The sequence below is a fragment of the Actinomadura fibrosa genome (assembly GCF_900659615.1).
In the GTDB taxonomy this organism is placed as follows: Bacteria; Actinomycetota; Actinomycetes; order Streptosporangiales; family Streptosporangiaceae; genus Spirillospora; species Spirillospora fibrosa.
Window position 1 is genome coordinate 1 of record NZ_CAACUY010000126.1, and the last position, 16,034, is coordinate 16,034.

The window sequence follows — 16,034 nt, forward strand, 5'->3', positions numbered from 1 at the left end:
TTCAGACGTGTGCTCTTCCGATCTCGACCTGGCCGGCGGCTCCAGCTCGTCGCGGAGCGCGGCGACCGGCGGGATCCCGGCCGCGCGGCGGGCCGGGACGTACGCGGCGGCGAGGGTGACGGTCATGCCGACCGCGTACGCGGTGACCACCGCGGCGGACGGGACGGACAGCCCGTGGACGCCCAGCTCGCCGCCCAGGACCGTCGAGAGGACGTACAGCAGCGCGCGCGCCACCCCGGCCCCGGCGAGCAGGCCGAGTGTCGAGCCCGCCAGGCCGACCCCGGCGGCCTCGCCGAGCACGGCGCGGGTCACCTGGGCCCGGGACGCGCCGACGGCGCGCAGCAGTGCCAGCTCCCGCGCCCGCCGGCCGACCAGCATCGAGAACGTGTTGAAGATGATGAACGAGCCGACGAACACCGCGATCAGGCCGAAGGCCAGCAGGATCTTGTCGAGCGCCCCCAGCACCTCGTCGATCGGCTCCTTCTTCTCCGCGATGACCTGATCGCCGGTGACCACCTCGTAGCCGCTCGGCACCACCGCGGCGAGCGCCGCGCGGAGCCGTTCCTGGGGGACGCCCTCCCGGCCGTGCACGATGATCTCCCGGTACACGTCCGCGCGGGGCATCAGCAGGCGCTGGGCCGTACGCGGTTCGAAGGCGACCACCGAGAGCGCGGACGCCAGGTCGGACCCGCCGTACGAGAAGATCCCGGCCAGCGTGAACGTCCGGCCGCCCGTGGCGAGGGCGACGGTGACCCGGTCGCCGATCCGGTACCCGGACTCCCGCGCGAGGTTCTCGTCGATCGCTACCTCGGTGGCGGTGCGGGGCGCGTGACCGGCTTTGAGGCGCATGAGCGAGAGGTCGCGGTCCGGGTTCCAGGCCGTCCCGGTCCGCGGCTCCTGCCCGATGATCCGGCCCTTGCGGCCCACGACCGCGGCGGAGCCGCTGACCGTCCCGTACGCCTTCGCCACGCCGGCCGTCCGCGTCACGGCGGGCAGCAGCGACGCCGGCACGGGCAGGTCGGACGGGGGCTCGCCCAGCCCCGCGTCGATCGTCCGGTGGGCGCGGACGACGGCGTCGGTGCCCGCGCCGAAGTCGGCCAGCGCCCGGTCGATGCCCCGGTCCAGCGTGGCCGAGAAGATCAGCGTCCCGGACGTGAAGCCCACGCCCAGCACGACCGCGACCGCCGTCAGCGCCATCCGCAGCCGGTGGGCGGCGAGCGACCGCACGGTGAGTTTCAGCAGCATCCCTCGATTCGAGCCGAGGAGCCGCGCGTCCGGCAGCGCCCAAGGAGGGCGGCCGGTACCTACTTTCGCAGGTATCCGCGCCCGCGAGCCCTGCGTACCGTGACGATGTGCGCTTCTCGTCGTTCAGGGCCGACCGCCGCGATCTGGCGACCGGGCTCTGCGTCGCCGTCGTCCTCGGGCTCGGGGTGGGCGCGACGCTGCCGGGCGACTCCCCGCTCCGGCCTCTCGCCGGGCTGGGGGTGGCGCTCGCCGTGGCGCCCGCGGTCGTGCTGGCGTTCCGGCGCAGGGCACCGCTGGCCGTCACGTGGGCGGTCGTCGCCCTGGCGGCGATCCTGCCGCTCGTCGAATGGCTCTCGCCGGGGACGCTGGTCAGGACGGGCACCGAGCTGAAGACGCTGCCCATCCTCCCGGCGGCCGCGCCGTTCGCCGCCTACACCGCCATGGCGTACGGCGGGAACCGCCGGAGCGCGCTCGCCGCGGTCGCCGTCCTGCTGCTGCTGGCCGGGGTGAGCGCCGAGGTCGTGCCCGACACCCACGACTACGGTGCGCGGCATGAGCGCAGCCCCGGAGCACTCCAGTTCCGCAGCCTGGTGCTGATCGGGATGGCGGCGCTGCTCGGGCTGTACGTGGCGGCGCGCATCCGGGTCGTCGAGGCGCTGACCGAGCGGGCCGAGCGGGCCGAGCGCGAGCGGCACCTGCTGGCCGAGCAGGTCAGGGCCGAGGAGCGCGCCCGGCTCGCGGCCGAGATGCACGACGTCGTGGCGCACCGGGTGACGCTCATGGTGCTCCAGGCCGGCGCGCTGCGCGTCCGCGCGCAGGACGAGCCGACCCGCGCGGCCGCCGAGGAGGTCCGGCGGACCGGCGCGACGGCGCTGGAGGAGCTCCGCGACGTGATCGGCCTGCTGCGGCGGGGCGAGGTGGACCAGGCGCGGGAGGTGCACGAGCCGCTGCCCGACCTGTCGGCCCTGGTGGCGGAGTCGGTCGCGGTGGGCGTGCGGGTCGAGCTGGTCGAGACGGGGGACCGGCCGCTGGCCTCCCCGGTCGTCGGACGCACCGCCTACCGGGTCGTCCAGGAGTCGCTGACCAACGTGCACAAGCACGCGCCGGGCGCGTCGGTGACGGTGCATGTGCGGTACTCGCCCCGGCGGGTGCGCATCGTCGTGCGCAACTCCGCGCCGGACGCGGGCGCCGACACCCCGCTGGCCGCCGCCGGGTCCGGCACCGGGCTGCGGGGCCTGCGGCAGCGCGTGGAGCTGATCGGCGGCCGGCTGCGGGCCGCGCCCGGCCGCGACGGCGGCTTCTACGTCGCGGTCGTGCTGCCGGCGTTCGTGGCCACGTCCGGACCGGAGCCGGAGCCGGTGCCGTGATCCGGGTGCTCGTCGTCGACGACGAGACGATGGTCTGCGCCCACCTGCGCACCATCCTGGAGTCCGCCGCCGACATCGAGGTCGTCGGCGCGGCGCACGACGGGGCGGCGGCGGTGGAGGCGGTGGTCAGGGACCGGCCCGACGTCGTGCTGATGGACCTGCGCATGCCGGGCGTGGACGGCCTCACCGCCATCGCGCGCATCACCGCGCACCGCGACCCGCCGGTGGTCGTCGCGCTGACCACCTTCGACGCCGACCACTACGTGATCCGCGCGCTGCGCGCCGGGGCGGCGGGGTTCCTGCTCAAGTCCACGCCGCCGGAGGACCTCGTGGAACTCGTCCGGGTGGCCGCCGGCGGGCACACCGTGATGTCCCCGGCCGCGACGCAGCGGCTGCTGACCAGGGCGGCGGGCTCCTACGACGGACAGGACCGGCACCGGACGCTGGTGGCGGCGCTGACCGTCCGGGAGACCGACGTCCTCGGCTGCCTGGGCGAGGGCCTGTCCAACGCCGAGATCGCGCGCCGCCTCCATCTGACCGAGGCCACCGTCAAGGGGTACGTGTCGCGGGTGCTGGAGAAGCTGCACTGCGCCAACCGGACCCAGGCCGGCGTCATCGCCCACGAGATCGGCCTGCTGCACGGTTGACCCGCCCGCACCCCGGCGGGTGCCTTCAGTCCGTCGCGCGCAGGCGTTCGCGGGCCTCGCGTTCGACCAGGATCGGGACGAAGTCGCGGATCGGCCTGTCGTCGAAGCGGTGGTGGGCCGCGCTCACGGTGGCGGCCACCTGGTCGCCGGTGTAGGTGCCGGCGAACGACCGGCTGAGGCGGTCGGTCAGCTCTCGCAGTGCCTGCTCCTCGCGCGCGGCCGGGTCCCCTTGGGTCTCCGACGCGGGCGGGGTTTCGGGTGTGCTCACTGCTCATCCTTCCGACAGCGGAGCTTGACGCTTCAACTGCAAGCTTGCAGGCGTCGCGGCGAAGAGACAAGTGGGCAATCGCGGTCGCCGGTCGTCGCGGATGCGAGGTTTGGGTCAGGCATGTGCGAGGTCCGGGGTGTCGGTGAACGGCCGGGGGCGTGTGTTGGGCGGGATGGGGTGATTCGGGGTTATCGCTGCCGGTGAGCGGCCCCGGACGGGATGATCGTCCCGTGGTCGAGGGACTCGCGCGGGATGTGACGGCGCCGGACGGGAGCGGTTCGCCGCGGTGGTGGGTGCGGCGGTGGGCGGCGCCGGTCGGGCTGGCCTTGGCGGTCGCGGGGTCCGTCGGCGCCGTGGGGCTCGCGGTGGGCGGGGAACCGCCCGGCGAAGCGGCGGGCCCCGGGGACTATCGGCCTCCTCGGTTCGTGCTCACGGCGGATGCGGACGGCCAGATCGGGGCGGACGGGCGGGTCCAGGCGCGGCAGGGCGGGGCGGGGCCGTGGTTTCAGGTGCGGGCGCTTCAGGAGCGCGCGCAGCCGCGGTTGGTCGAGTCGGTTCGGGCGCCGTCCGGGGACGGCGGGTACGTCGTCGCGCTCGTGGAGGGGCCGGGGGACACGTTCGTGGCCGTCTCGACGCGGCCCGCGCCGTGCGAGTCGCGGATCTACCGGTTCCGCCTCACGCAGGACGGTCACGTGACGGGCCTGACGAGGGTCAAGGGCGGGGTCGTTCCGGCGCTGGTCGCCGGGGTGGCGGTCAGTCCGGACGGGCGGCGCATCGCCTACGCGACCGCGCCCTGTGCGCAGGCGCGCGAAGCGGCGGCTGCGGCGCAGGGCGTGGTGCGTCCGGCGCGAGGGGCCGACGCTTCGGTGACCGTGCTCGATACCCGCGATGGGAAGCGCCGGACATGGACGGCGCGCGGGCTGCCTTCGGTCGTCGGCGAGATCGTCTGGGCGCGCGATAGCCGGACGCTCGGATACGCGGTCGGTGACGTCCGGTATTCGGCTCCCGCCGATCTGTCGAAGCCGCCACCGGAGGGCGGTTGGCCCCGCGACAAGATCGGCACCGTCACCGTGCACGCCCTCGACACGCGGGCCGGGGGAGGGGACCTGCGGGGAGCCCGTGTCCTGTTCCGTTCGGCGGGCCCCGGGGCGGTGATCACCGCCGTCATGAACCCGGACGGCCGGACGGGCTACGGGATGTCGCAGGAAGGCGAGCAGCCCGCCGTCACCACGGTCCTGTTCTCGTTCGTCGAGGGGCGGGGGATGCGGGTCACCCAAACGATCAAGCCCGAACCGAACGCCGTCATGGGCGTCGCTCTCGGGGAAAGTAAGCCCCGGTATGCCTGCCTTGGCGGCATCGACGCCTTCGGGCGCGCGGACCGGGGGGATCTCGTCACCGGAGGCGGCGTGAACGGCGCGTGCCGGATGGCGTGGGCGCGGTGAGCGGGTTGTCGGGTTAGAGTCGCGTTTCAGGGTGTTCCGCGCTGATCCATAGGATCCGTCCCGTGTCTTCACCTACGCGATCCGAGCCGGACAGGTGTCCGGGGCTGCTGCGGGTCCATGCGGCCGCCGACGGCGGGCTGGCGCGCGTCCGGCTGCCGGGCGGACGGCTGAGCGGGCCCCGGCTCGGAGCGCTCGCGGACGCGGCGGCCGAGCTGGGCGACGGGTTCCTTGAGCTGACGTCCCGCGCGAATGTGCAGGTCAGAGGTCTCGCAGACGGCGCGGAGGCCGAACTCGGAGCGCGGCTCCAGGACGCCGGGCTGCTGCCCTCGTCCACGCACGAGCGCGTCCGCAACATCGTCGCCAGCGTCCTGAGCGGCCGGGACGGCAACGGGTTCCTCGACGTCCGGCCGCTGGTCACCGCGCTCGATGAGGCACTGTGCGCGGATGAGGCGCTCGCGAACCTATCCGGACGATTCCTCTTCACGCTGGACGACGGGCGTGGCGACGTGGTCGCGATGCGAGGAGACGTGGGGCTCTTCGCGGTCGCACCCGACACCTTCGCGCTCGTGCTCGCGGGTGCCGACTCCGGAATCCGCGTCCGGCTCGATGAGGCCGTGGAGGCAGTGCTGAACGTGGCGCGGGATTTCCTCCGGCTCCGGACGACGGAGTGGCGGGTGGCCGAGCTCGGCGCGGAGAGGCTCGTGCCGTCCGCGAGAAGCGAACCCGTCGCGATCCCCGCGAGCCCGTACCGGGTGCCGCTCGGGCGGATCGCGCAGCGGGACGGGCGGACGGCGCTGTCCGGCCTCGTCCCCCTCGGACGGCTGGACCCCGCGCCGCTGCGGGCCGTGGAAGAGATCATCGTCACGCCGTGGCGGGGGGTGGTCATTCCGGACCTCACGGACGTGCCACACTTCGATGGCCTGGTCACGACCCCCGCGTCCGGCTGGGAGGGGCTCACCTCCTGCGCCGGGCGGCCGGGGTGCGCGAAGGCGCTGACCGATGTCCGGGCCGACGCCGCCGCGTCCCGGGCCCGGGCGGGGACGGGGGGAAGGCCGGTGCACTGGTCCGGGTGCGAGCGGCAGTGCGGGCGGCCGGCGGAGCGGCACGTCGCGGTCGTGGCCGGGCCCGATGGGTACGAGGTGCGGTCCGGCGACGAGGTCCGCGCGCGGCCGAGCAATCTGGCGGCGACGGCGGCGGCCGTCGCCGCGACACGGAGGAGCGAGTGATCGACTACGTCCGCGACGGCGCGGAGATCTACCGGCGGTCGTTCGCGACCATCAGGGCCGAGGCCGACCTGGCGGGGCTGCCCGCCGACGTCGCGCGGGTCGCCGTCCGCATGATCCACGCGTGCGGGATGACGGACCTGGTCGCCGACCTCGACCACGCGCCCGGCGTGGTCGCGGCGGCGCGGGCGGCGCTGCTGGACGGGCGGCCCGTCCTGTGCGACGCGCGGATGGTCGCGGCGGGGGTGACGCGCAAGCGGCTGCCCGCCGCGAACGACGTGGTGTGCACGCTCGGGGACCCGCGGGTCCCCGCGCTGGCCGCGGAGCTCGGCACGACCCGCAGCGCCGCGGCGCTGGAGCTGTGGCGGGACCGGCTGGAGGGCTCGGTCGTCGCGATCGGCAACGCGCCGACGGCGCTGTTCCGGCTGCTGGAGATGGTCGCGGACGGCGCGGGGCGCCCGGCGGCCGTGCTCGGCGTCCCGGTCGGGTTCATCGGCGCGGCCGAGTCGAAGGACGCGCTCGCCGCGTCGGACCTGCCGCACCTGGTCGTGCGCGGCCGACGGGGCGGCAGCGCCATGGCGGCCGCCGCCGTCAACGCCATCGCCAGCGAGGAAGAGTGATGACCGGACACCTGTACGGCGTGGGCCTCGGCCCCGGCGACCCCGAGCTGATCACGTTGAAGGCGGCGCGGCTCATCGCGGCGGCGGACGTGGTCGTGCACCACGCGGCGCGGCACGGGCGCAGCATCGCGCGGTCGATCGCGGCGGCCCACCTGCGGGACGGGCAGATCGAGGAGGCGCTGGTCTACCCGGTCACGACGGAGCGCACCGGCGACTACCGGGGCGCGCTGGAGGAGTTCTACGAGCGGTCGGCGGCGCGGCTCGCCGAGCACCTGGACGCGGGGCGGGACGTCGTCGTGCTGTGCGAGGGCGACCCGTTCTTCTACGGCTCCTACATGCACCTGCACAAGCGGCTCGGTGACCGGTACCCGACGACGGTGGTGCCCGGCGTGACGTCGGTCAGCGGTGCGTGCGCCGAGCTGGGCCGTCCGCTGGTCGAGCGGGACGAGGTCCTGACCGTCCTGCCGGGGACGCTGCCGCCGGACGAGCTGGAGCGGCGCCTCGCGGAGACGGACTCCGCGGCCGTGCTGAAGCTCGGCCGGACGTTCGGCGGGGTCCGCGAGGCCCTGGAGGGCGCCGGACGGCTGGACGACGCCTGGTACGTCGAGCGCGCCACGACGGACAAGCAGCGCATAGCACCCCTCGCGGACGTCGATCCGGAAACCGTGCCCTACTTCTCGGTGGCGATCCTGCCGAGCCGAGTGCACGAACAGACGCGGCGAGAGCTGCCGGAGCCCGCCCCGACCGGAGCGGGGCCGGGCGAGGTCGTCATCGTGGGGCTCGGCCCGGCGGGGCGGGAGTGGCTGACGCCGGAGGCGCAGGACGCCCTGTCCTCCGCCGATGACCTGGTCGGTTACGCCCCCTACCTGGCGCGGGTGCCCGCGAACGCCCGGCAGGAGCGGCACGCGTCCGACAACCGGGTCGAGTCGGAGCGGGCGGAGTTCGCGCTGGCGCTGGCGGAGCGCGGACGCCGCGTCGCGGTGGTGTCGTCGGGGGACCCGGGCGTCTTCGCGATGGCCGCGGCGGTCCTGGAGGTCGCGGCGGAGGACCGCTGGAAGGGCGTCCCGGTGCGGGTGCTGCCGGGCCTGACCGCCGCGAACGCGGTCGCGTCCCGGATCGGCGCGCCGCTCGGCCACGACTACTGCGTGCTGTCGCTGTCGGACCGGCTCAAGCCGTGGGAGGCGATCGAGGCGCGGCTGGCGGCCGCGGCGGCGGCCGACCTCGTGATCGCGATCTACAACCCGGCGTCGCGGAGCCGCACCGAGCAGGTGGGCCGCGCCCGGGACGTGCTGCTCGCGCACCGCTCCCCGGACACGCCCGTCGTCATCGGCCGCGACGTCGGCGGCCCCGAGGAGAGCCTCAGGGTGATCCGTCTCGCGGACCTAGACGGGACTGGCGTCGACATGCGCTGCCTGCTGCTGGTCGGCTCGTCCCAGACCCGGGTCGCCGAGCGCGGTGACGGCCGCACCGTCGTGTTCACGCCCCGCCGCTACCCGTCGTGAGCCAGCCAGGCGAGGGCCTCGCCGACGGACGCGGCGACCGGGACCCCGGCCGGCGCGGGCGGCCGGTCGACCATCACGACGGGCAGGCGCAGCGTCCGGGCGGCGGTGAGCTTGGCGGCCGTCATCGGGCTGCCGCTGTCCTTGGTGACGATCACGTCGATCGCGTGCTCGCGGAGCAGCGCCAGCTCCTCGTCCACGGTGAACGGCCCGCGCGCGAGGACGGTCGCCATACGCGGCGGGACGGGCGGCTCCGGCGGGTCCACGGACCGGACGAGGAACCAGCGGCCGGTGTCGGCGGCGAACGGCGCGAGGTTCTTGCGGCCCGTCGTCAGGAACACCCGCTCGCCGGGCAGGTTGGCGGCGGCGTCCTCCAGCGTGGGGACGCGGCGCCAGTCGTCGCCGGGCGACTCGGTCCAGCCCGGGCGGCGCAGGACCAGCAGCGGGACGCCGGTCCGTCCGGCCGCGGCGACCGCCGAGTCGGTCATCAGCGCGGCGAACGGGTGGGTCGCGTCGACGACCGCGTCGATCCGCTCGTCGCGGAGCCAGGCGGCGAGGCCGTCCGGGCCGCCGAAACCGCCGATCCGGACGCGTCCGGGCGGCGGCTCGGGCGCGGCGGTGCGGCCCGCCAGCGAGCTGGTGACCTCGTAGGCGGGGTCGGCGGCGAGGTGCTCCGCCAGCCGCCGGGCCTCGCCGGTGCCCCCCAGCAGCAGTACGCGCGTCGTCACGAGAGCATGCTAGGACGGTGAGCGGGCTCCGTTACGGCTGGACGACGGGGGCGTGCGCGACGGCCGCGACGAAGGCGGCCCACGCGGCGCTCCTGACCGGCGAGTTCCCCGACCCGGTGGAGATCACGCTGCCGAAGGGGCAGCGGCCCGCGTTCGCGCTCGCCGTGGAGGAGCTCGGGGACGGCTGGGCCACCGCCGGGATCGTCAAGGACGCCGGGGACGACCCCGACGTCACGCACGGCGCGCTCGTCCGCTCCACCGTCCGGCATGGGGAGCCGGGGAGCGGGGTCGTGTTCCGCGCGGGCCCGGGCGTCGGCACGGTGACCCGGCCCGGGCTGCCCCTGGACGTGGGCGAACCCGCGATCAACCCGGTGCCGCGCAGCATGATGCGCGAGGTCCTCGGCGGCGCGGACGCCGTCGTGGAGATCTCCGTGGACGGCGGCGAGGAGCTGGCCCGCCGGACGTGGAACCCGCGCCTCGGCATCCTCGGCGGGCTGTCCATCCTCGGGACGACCGGCGTCGTCGTCCCGTACTCGTGCTCGGCCTGGATCGACAGCATCCGCCGCGGCATCGACGTCGCGCGGGCCGCCGGGCGCGTCCACGTGGCGGGCGCGACGGGCAGCACGTCGGAGAAGGTCGCCGCGGAGCTGTACGGGCTGCCCGAGGACGCGCTGCTCGACATGGGCGACTTCGCGGGCGCCGTCCTGAAGTACCTGCGGCGGCATCCGGTGCCGCGGCTGACGATCGCGGGCGGGATCGGGAAGCTCGCCAAGCTCGCGGCGGGCCACCTCGACCTGCACTCCAAGCGCTCGCAGGTGGACTTCGGCGCCCTCGCCGCGCTGGTCGCCGACCACCCGGAGACCGCGGAGCGCGTCCGGCACGCCAACACCGCGCTGGACGCGCTGCGGATCTGCCAGGCCGCAGGGGTCCCGCTCGGCGACCTGGTCGCGTCCCGCGCCCGCGACACCGCGCTCGGCACCCTGCGCGGCGCGCCCGTCGCGGTCGACGTCGTGGTCATCGACCGCGCCGGGACGATCGTCGGCCGCGCCGGTCCCTGATCCCGCTCTTTCGGGCGGAGCCCTGGGGGGTGGGGGTCTACCCCCAGGGGTCGTACCGCCCCGCCGGCTAGCGGCAGCGGGCCGCCGAGTACAGGTGGCTGTCGGTGAAGCCCTCCGCCGTCAGGACCCGCCCGACGATGATCACGGCCGTCCGCCGCACGCCCGCCTCATGGACCTTGGCGGCGATGTCGGCGAGGGTGCCGCGCAGGACCAGCTCGTCCGGGCGGGACGCGTAGGCGACGACGGCGGCCGGGCAGTCCGCGCCGTAGTTCGGCACCAGCTCCGCGACGACCGCGTCGATCCGCTGGACGGCGAGGTGCAGCACCATCGTGGCGCGGCTGCGGCCCAGCGTCGCGAGGTCCTCGCCGGGCGGCATGGGCGTCGCGCGCGCCGACGTCCGGGTGAGGACGACGGTCTGCGCCACCTCCGGGACGGTCAGCTCCCGCCCGAGCGCCGCGGCCGCCGCCGCGAACGCGGGAACGCCCGGCGTCACGTCGTAGGGGACGCCCGCCGCGTCGAGGCGGCGCATCTGCTCGGCCATCGCGCTGAACACCGACGGGTCGCCGGAGTGCAGCCGCGCCACGTCGTGCCCGGCGGCGTGCGCGTCCACCATCTCGGCGACGATGTCGTCCAGGACCATCCGCGCGGTGTCGACCAGCCGCGCGCCCGGCGGGCACCACTCCAGCACCTCGGGCGGGACGAGGCTGCCCGCGTACAGGCACACCGGCGCCGCCGCGATCAGGTCGCGCCCGCGCACGGTCATCAGGTCGGCGGCGCCCGGCCCGGCACCGATGAAATGCACCGTCACCGCGCCACCGCCTCACGCGCCGTCATCGTGTCACCGTCCACTGCGTCACCGGCATCATCGGCCTCCATCCCGTGAACCCGCCGACCGGCGCGGCCCTGCTGATCGCGATGCGGGTCAGGTCGCCGCCGAACCGGTCGCGGGCGTCGGCCACGGCGCGCTCCGACTCGACCGTGACGGCGTTGGCGACCAGGCGTCCCCCGGGCCGCAGCGCGTTCCAGCACGCCTCCACCATGCCGGGCACGGTTACCCCGCCGCCGATGAAGACGGCGTCGGGCGCGTCCAGCCCGGCGAGCGCTCCCGGCGCCCGTCCCTCGACGACGCGGAGGCCGGGAACGCCCAGCGCGGACGCGTTCTCCGCGATCCGCCGCGCGCGCTCCGGATGGCTCTCGACGGCGATCGCGGGGCACGTCCGGTGCGCGCGCATCCACTCGATCGCGATGCTCCCGGCGCCCGCGCCGACGTCCCAGAGCAGCTGGCCGGGAAGGGGCGCGAGCCGCGCGAGCGTGATGGCGCGGACCTCCCGCTTCGTCAGCTGCCCGTCGTGCTCGTAGGCGCCGTCGGGCAGGCCGGGGACGGTCGCGAGGGCGGGCACCGTCCCGCCCTCGGGGCAGCGCACGGCCACGATGTTGAGGGCGTCGGCGCCGTCGCGCGGCGGCCCGATCCGCTCGTCGGGGGCACCGAGCCGTTCGAGGACGGTGACCTCGGCGCCACCGTGACCTCGCTCCGCCAGCAGGGCCTGGACGGCGGCGGGCGTCCCGGCGCCCGCGCTCAGCACGAGCACCCGGCGGCCCGGCGCGAGGACGGCGTTCAGCGCGGCCAGCGGACGGCCCACGGCGCTGACGACCTCGGTGTCCTCGACCGGCCAGCCGAGCCGCGCGCAGGCCAGCGACACCGACGACGGATGCGGCAGGACGCGGACGTGCTCCGGCCCCAGCAGCCGGACGAGCACCGTCCCGATCCCGTAGAACATCGGGTCGCCGCTCGCCGCCACCACGACGCGCCGCCCCCGGTGCTCCTCGAACAGGCCGGGCAGCGCGGGCAGCATGGGGGAGGGCCACGGGACGCGCTCGCCCGGCACCTCGGGCGCCCCGGGCAGCAGGTCGAGCTGCCGCGCGCCGCCCATCAGGACCTCCGCCGCGCGGAACTCGGCGCGGGCCCGCCCGTCCAGGCCGTCCCAGCCGTCCGCGCCGATCCCGACGACCGTGACCGACCCGACCGAAGCCCTCTCCGCCGCGGCGGGGGCCTCAGACATTGCCGAGGACCCGCTCGACCGCGATCTCGATGACGACGCGGGCCGGGTTCTCGCGCGGCGGCTTGTAGCGCTCGGCGTACCGCTGCTCGGCGTCGGCCACGGACGCGGGATCCGTCCTGAGGACGGCGCGGCCCTCGACGGTGGCCCAGCGCCGCCCGTCCACCTGGCTCACCGCGACCGGCAGCCCCTCCGGGCCCGCGTGCCCGACGTGCCGCGCCTTCGCCGACCCGCCCGAGGTGATCACCCGGACGACGCCGGCGGCGGCGTCCAGCGTCGCGCCGACCGGCACCGCGTGCGGCGTGCCGTCGGGACGCACCGTGACCAGCGTGCACAGGTGCCGCTCCCACCAGAACGCCAGGAGCCGCTCGTCGCCGAGCGCCAGCCGGTGTCGTGCCATCGCCTGCTTCCCGCCCTCTCGTCCGTGTCGTCCAGCAGGATCCCAGAACCCCGGCGGACGCCGCGCGGCAGGGGCCCGGCCTATGATTAGTTAGCCGAAGAAAGTATTTCGTTCCCGGGAGGGGCGCGCGTGCCGACCAAGCACTATCCGTGGATCGCGCTCAGCAACACGACGCTGGGCATGCTGCTGGCCACGGTCAACTCCTCGATCGTGATCATCTCGCTGCCCGCGATCTTCCGCGGGATCCACCTCAACCCCCTCGAACCGGGGAACGTGGGCTACCTGCTGTGGATCCTGATGGGCTACATGCTCGTCTCCGCCGTCCTCGTGGTGACGCTCGGCCGGCTCGGCGACATGTTCGGGCGGGTCCGGATGTACAACGCGGGCTTCGCCGTGTTCACCGTCGGGACCGTCGTCCTCGCGCTCGACCCGTTCCACGGGGGAGCGGGCGCCCTCTGGCTGATCGGCTGGCGGGTGTTCCAGGGCATCGGCGGCGCCATGCTCATGGCCAACTCGGCCGCGATCCTCACCGACGCGTTCCCGGCGGACCGGCGCGGCATGGCGATGGGCGTCAACCAGGTCTCGGGCATCGCCGGAACGTTCCTCGGCCTGGTCGCCGGAGGCCTGCTGAGCGAGGTCAACTGGCGGCTGGTGTTCTTCGCGTCCGCGCCGATCGGCGTCGTCGGGACGGTCTGGGCGTACCGCAGCCTCGTCGAGACCGCCTCGAAGGCCGTCGCCGCGCGCATCGACTGGCTCGGCAACGCCGCGTTCGCGGTCGGCCTGACCGCCCTCCTCGCCGGGATCACCTACGGCATCCAGCCGTACGGCGGGCACGACATGGGCTGGACGAACCCGTGGGTGCTCGCCGGGATCATCGGCGGCGTCGCGGTGCTCGCGCTGTTCTGCCTCATCGAGACGAAGGTCGAGCAGCCGATGTTCCACCTCGGCCTCTTCCGCGTCCGCGCGTTCGCCGCCGGGAACGCCGCGGGCCTGCTCGCGGCGGTCTCCCGCGGCGGCATGCAGTTCATGCTGATCATCTGGCTCCAGGGGATCTGGCTCCCGCTGCACGGCTACGACTTCGAGGAGACGCCGCTCTGGGCGGGCATCTACCTGCTCCCGCTCACGCTCGGCTTCCTGGTCGCCGGGCCGATCTCCGGCCACCTGTCCGACCGGCACGGCGCCCGCGCGTTCGCCTCCGGCGGCCTGCTGCTGTCGGCGCTGGCCTTCCTCGGGCTGCTGCTGATCCCGACCGACTTCGGCTACGGGACGTTCGCCCTGCTGATCTTCCTCAACGGGATCGGGTCCGGGCTGTTCGCCGCCCCCAACACCACGGCGATCATGAACGCGGTGCCGGCCGGGCAGCGCGGCGTCGCGTCCGGGATGCGCGCCACGTTCATGAACGCCGGCATGGTGCTGTCCATCGGCGTGTTCTTCTCGCTGATGATCGCGGGCCTGTCGGACACCCTGCCCGGCGCGCTGACCCGCGGCCTCACCGAGCACGGCGTCCCCGCGGACGCCGCCGCGCGGGTCGGGGACACCCCGCCCGTCGGCACCCTGTTCGCCGCGTTCCTCGGCTACAACCCGATCGAGAACCTGCTGGAGCCGCTCGGCGTGCTCGGCACCCTCCCGCCCGCCGACGCGTCCACGCTCACCGGGCGCTCCTACTTCCCGCACCTGATCTCCGGCGCGTTCCACCACGGGCTCGTCATCGTGTTCAGCCTGGCGATCGCGATGTCGCTGGTCGCGGCGCTCGCGTCCCTGCTGCGCGGCCGCCGCTACGTCCACGGCGACGCGCCCGCCGAGCCGGTGGAGGACACCGCGGAACCGGCCCGCGACGCCGCCTGACGCGGGTCCTCAATGCAGGCTGCGGACGTCGAGCTGGTACAGAAGACGGTCCACCACCTCGGGATCGGTGCCCGGTTCGTTCCGCGCCGACAGGACGGCCCGCCGGGCGGCCGACATCACCTCGCGCTCGACCCGGCGGAGCCTCCGCACCTGCTCGGCGCGGTGCGCGAACGCCTGCCGCCGCTCGTCGTCGGCCAGGTCGGGACTGAGCCGGGTGCCCAGGTAGCGGACGCGGCGCTCCAGCGCGTCGACCGGCTCGTCCGGCAGATCCTCCGCCTCCTGGAGCTCGCGGAGGCGCCGGAGCCCCGCCTCCGCCGCGCGCCGGGCCAGGTCCCGCTCCAGGCTCCGCTCGGCGGCGGTGTCGCCCTTCACCCCGAGCCGCCGCACCAGCCAGGGCAGCGTGAGCCCCTGCACGAGCAGCGTCACGAACACCACCACGAACGCGATGAAGACGAGGACGGACCGCTCCGGGAACGCCGCGCCGCCGTCGGTCTCCCTCGGGATCGCGAGGGCCAGCGCGACCGAGGCCACCCCGCGCATCCCCGACCACCACATGACGATCGTCTCCCGCCAGGTGGCGGGGAGGTCGGCGTCGTCCACGGCCGGACGCGCCTTCTGCGCGAGCCACGCCGCGGGCAGCAGCCACAGCAGCCGCACGGCCACCACGACGCCGGTCACGGCGGCGCTCCAGCGCAGCAGCTCCGCGGCCGGACGCCCGTCCTCCTGCCCGAACAGGTGGTGCAGCTCCAACCCGATCAGACCGAACGCCACCCCGGTGACCAGCATGTCCACGACCTGCCAGAAGCTGCCCCCGGCGAGGCGTCCGAGCACGTCGTCGGCGTCGTTGCCGGTCGACGTGAGGTACAGCGCCGTCGTCAGGACGGCCAGCACGCCCGACCCGTGCAGCTGCTCCGCCACGGCGTAGCCCACGAACGGCAGGATCAGCGACAGCCCGATCTGGGCCTCGCTGCCGCCGATCCGGTCCGCCAGCCGCCCGCCGGCCCAGCCGACCGCGAGACCGGCCGCGACCGCCACCCCCGCCGACAGCGCCAGCCGCCCGAGCGCGCCGGGCACCGAGAACGTCCCGGTCACGGCCGCCGCGATCGCCACGTTGTACAGGACGATCGCCGTGACGTCGTTGAACAGCCCCTCGCCCTCCAGGATCGACACGAGCCGGCGGGGCAGCCCGAGGCGCCCCGCGATCGCGGTCGCCGCGACCGGGTCGGGCGGCGCGACCAGCGCGCCGAGCGCGACCGCCGCCGCGAGCGGCAGCCCCGGGACCAGCGCGTCCACGACGGCCGCCACCGCCGCGGCCGTCACGAAGACCAGCGCGACCGCGAGCAGCACGATCGGCTGCCAGTTCGCCGCGAACTGCCGCCACGACGTGCGCTGCACCGCCGCGTACAGCAGCGGCGGCAGCACGACCGGCAGGATCAGCTCGGGCGGCACCTCGACGTTCGGGACGAACGGCAGCAGCGCCAGCACGATCCCGCCGAGCGTCATCAGCACCGGCGGCGGCACGCCCAGCCGCTCGCCGGCCGGCACCGCCACCACGGCGCCGAGCAGCAGCGCGAGCAGCAGCACGAACTGGTCCACCCCTCACCGATTCCCCGCCGCAACCCACGCCGCCCCCGC

Annotated in this window: 15 protein-coding genes; 8 read left to right on the forward strand and 7 right to left on the reverse strand. The window is 75.2% G+C overall.

The annotated features are described in order from the left end of the window. Positions 1–1,245: FtsX-like permease family protein (locus tag E1300_RS54355; protein WP_131760672.1), on the reverse strand; the 1,245-nt coding region annotated here is incomplete at its 3' end. A 107-nt stretch (positions 1,246–1,352) separates the two neighbouring features. Here E1300_RS54355 and E1300_RS31105 point away from each other — a divergent pair. After that, positions 1,353–2,612, forward strand: coding sequence for a sensor histidine kinase (locus tag E1300_RS31105; RefSeq protein ID WP_207400057.1), 1,260 nt, complete (start codon positions 1,353–1,355; stop codon positions 2,610–2,612). Next, positions 2,609–3,259 carry a response regulator gene (locus tag E1300_RS31110; RefSeq protein ID WP_131760673.1) on the forward strand — a complete coding sequence of 217 codons (651 nt, stop codon included), beginning with the start codon at positions 2,609–2,611 and terminating at the stop codon, positions 3,257–3,259. The genes E1300_RS31105 and E1300_RS31110 overlap by 4 nt, the downstream gene beginning before the upstream one ends. 25 nt (positions 3,260–3,284) lie before the next feature. Here the strand turns inward: E1300_RS31110 and E1300_RS31115 are convergent, their stop codons facing one another. Further along, positions 3,285–3,527: a three-helix bundle dimerization domain-containing protein gene (locus E1300_RS31115; RefSeq protein ID WP_131760674.1), complete on the reverse strand. Its 243-nt coding sequence runs from the start codon at positions 3,525–3,527 to the stop codon at positions 3,285–3,287. 230 nt (positions 3,528–3,757) lie between these two features. Between E1300_RS31115 and E1300_RS31120 the strand changes: the two genes are divergently transcribed. The 4 genes from E1300_RS31120 to E1300_RS31135 all read left to right on the forward strand — a co-directional run bounded on the left by E1300_RS31120 (position 3,758) and on the right by E1300_RS31135 (position 8,314). Next, on the forward strand, positions 3,758–4,969 hold the full coding sequence (locus E1300_RS31120) for a hypothetical protein (RefSeq protein WP_131760675.1): 1,212 nt from the start codon (positions 3,758–3,760) through the stop codon (positions 4,967–4,969). Between the two features lie 62 nt (positions 4,970–5,031). Further along, entirely contained in the window at positions 5,032–6,195 is a 1,164-nt protein-coding gene (locus tag E1300_RS31125; RefSeq protein ID WP_131760676.1) for a ferredoxin-like domain-containing protein, read from the forward strand. Then, complete coding sequence (locus E1300_RS31130; protein ID WP_131760677.1) at positions 6,192–6,812, forward strand: precorrin-8X methylmutase; 621 nt, start codon at positions 6,192–6,194, stop codon at positions 6,810–6,812. The genes E1300_RS31125 and E1300_RS31130 overlap by 4 nt, the downstream gene beginning before the upstream one ends. Then, positions 6,812–8,314: a precorrin-2 C(20)-methyltransferase gene (locus E1300_RS31135; RefSeq protein ID WP_131760678.1), complete on the forward strand. Its 1,503-nt coding sequence runs from the start codon at positions 6,812–6,814 to the stop codon at positions 8,312–8,314. Before E1300_RS31130 ends, E1300_RS31135 begins: the two co-directional genes overlap by 1 nt. Here the strand turns inward: E1300_RS31135 and E1300_RS31140 are convergent. Next, positions 8,302–9,039 carry a cobalt-precorrin-6A reductase gene (locus tag E1300_RS31140; protein WP_131760679.1) on the reverse strand — a complete coding sequence of 246 codons (738 nt, stop codon included), beginning with the start codon at positions 9,037–9,039 and terminating at the stop codon, positions 8,302–8,304. The two genes, E1300_RS31135 and E1300_RS31140, sit on opposite strands and share 13 nt — an antisense overlap. A gap of 17 nt (positions 9,040–9,056) precedes the next feature. Here E1300_RS31140 and E1300_RS31145 point away from each other — a divergent pair, with 17 nt between their 5' ends. Then, positions 9,057–10,097 (forward strand): cobalt-precorrin-5B (C(1))-methyltransferase, encoded by a 1,041-nt coding sequence (locus E1300_RS31145; protein WP_131760680.1) that lies wholly within the window; start codon positions 9,057–9,059, stop codon positions 10,095–10,097. 67 nt (positions 10,098–10,164) lie between these two features. On the opposite strand, the gene cobM is transcribed toward E1300_RS31145, so the two are convergent. Genes cobM through E1300_RS31160 form a run of 3 tightly spaced genes read right to left on the reverse strand, consistent with a single transcriptional unit; the run spans position 10,165 to position 12,554 of the window. After that, positions 10,165–10,905, reverse strand: a complete 741-nt coding sequence (cobM, locus tag E1300_RS31150) for a precorrin-4 C(11)-methyltransferase (protein ID WP_131760681.1) — start codon at positions 10,903–10,905, stop codon at positions 10,165–10,167. Positions 10,906–10,927: 22 nt separating this feature from the next. Beyond that, positions 10,928–12,157 (reverse strand): precorrin-6y C5,15-methyltransferase (decarboxylating) subunit CbiE, encoded by a 1,230-nt coding sequence (gene cbiE / locus E1300_RS31155; RefSeq protein WP_131760682.1) that lies wholly within the window; start codon positions 12,155–12,157, stop codon positions 10,928–10,930. Continuing rightward, the gene (locus E1300_RS31160) at positions 12,150–12,554 is read right to left on the reverse strand and encodes a pyridoxamine 5'-phosphate oxidase family protein (RefSeq protein WP_131760683.1); all 405 of its coding nucleotides are present in this window, start codon (positions 12,552–12,554) and stop codon (positions 12,150–12,152) included. The genes cbiE and E1300_RS31160 overlap by 8 nt, the downstream gene beginning before the upstream one ends. 129 nt (positions 12,555–12,683) lie before the next feature. On the opposite strand from E1300_RS31160, the gene E1300_RS31165 reads away from it, so the two are divergent. Continuing rightward, positions 12,684–14,399, forward strand: a complete 1,716-nt coding sequence (locus E1300_RS31165) for an MFS transporter (protein ID WP_242619498.1) — start codon at positions 12,684–12,686, stop codon at positions 14,397–14,399. A gap of 9 nt (positions 14,400–14,408) precedes the next feature. On the opposite strand, the gene E1300_RS31170 is transcribed toward E1300_RS31165, so the two are convergent. Next, the gene (locus tag E1300_RS31170; protein WP_131760684.1) at positions 14,409–15,995 is read right to left on the reverse strand and encodes a Na+/H+ antiporter; all 1,587 of its coding nucleotides are present in this window, start codon (positions 15,993–15,995) and stop codon (positions 14,409–14,411) included. Between the last annotated feature and the right edge of the window lie 39 nt (positions 15,996–16,034).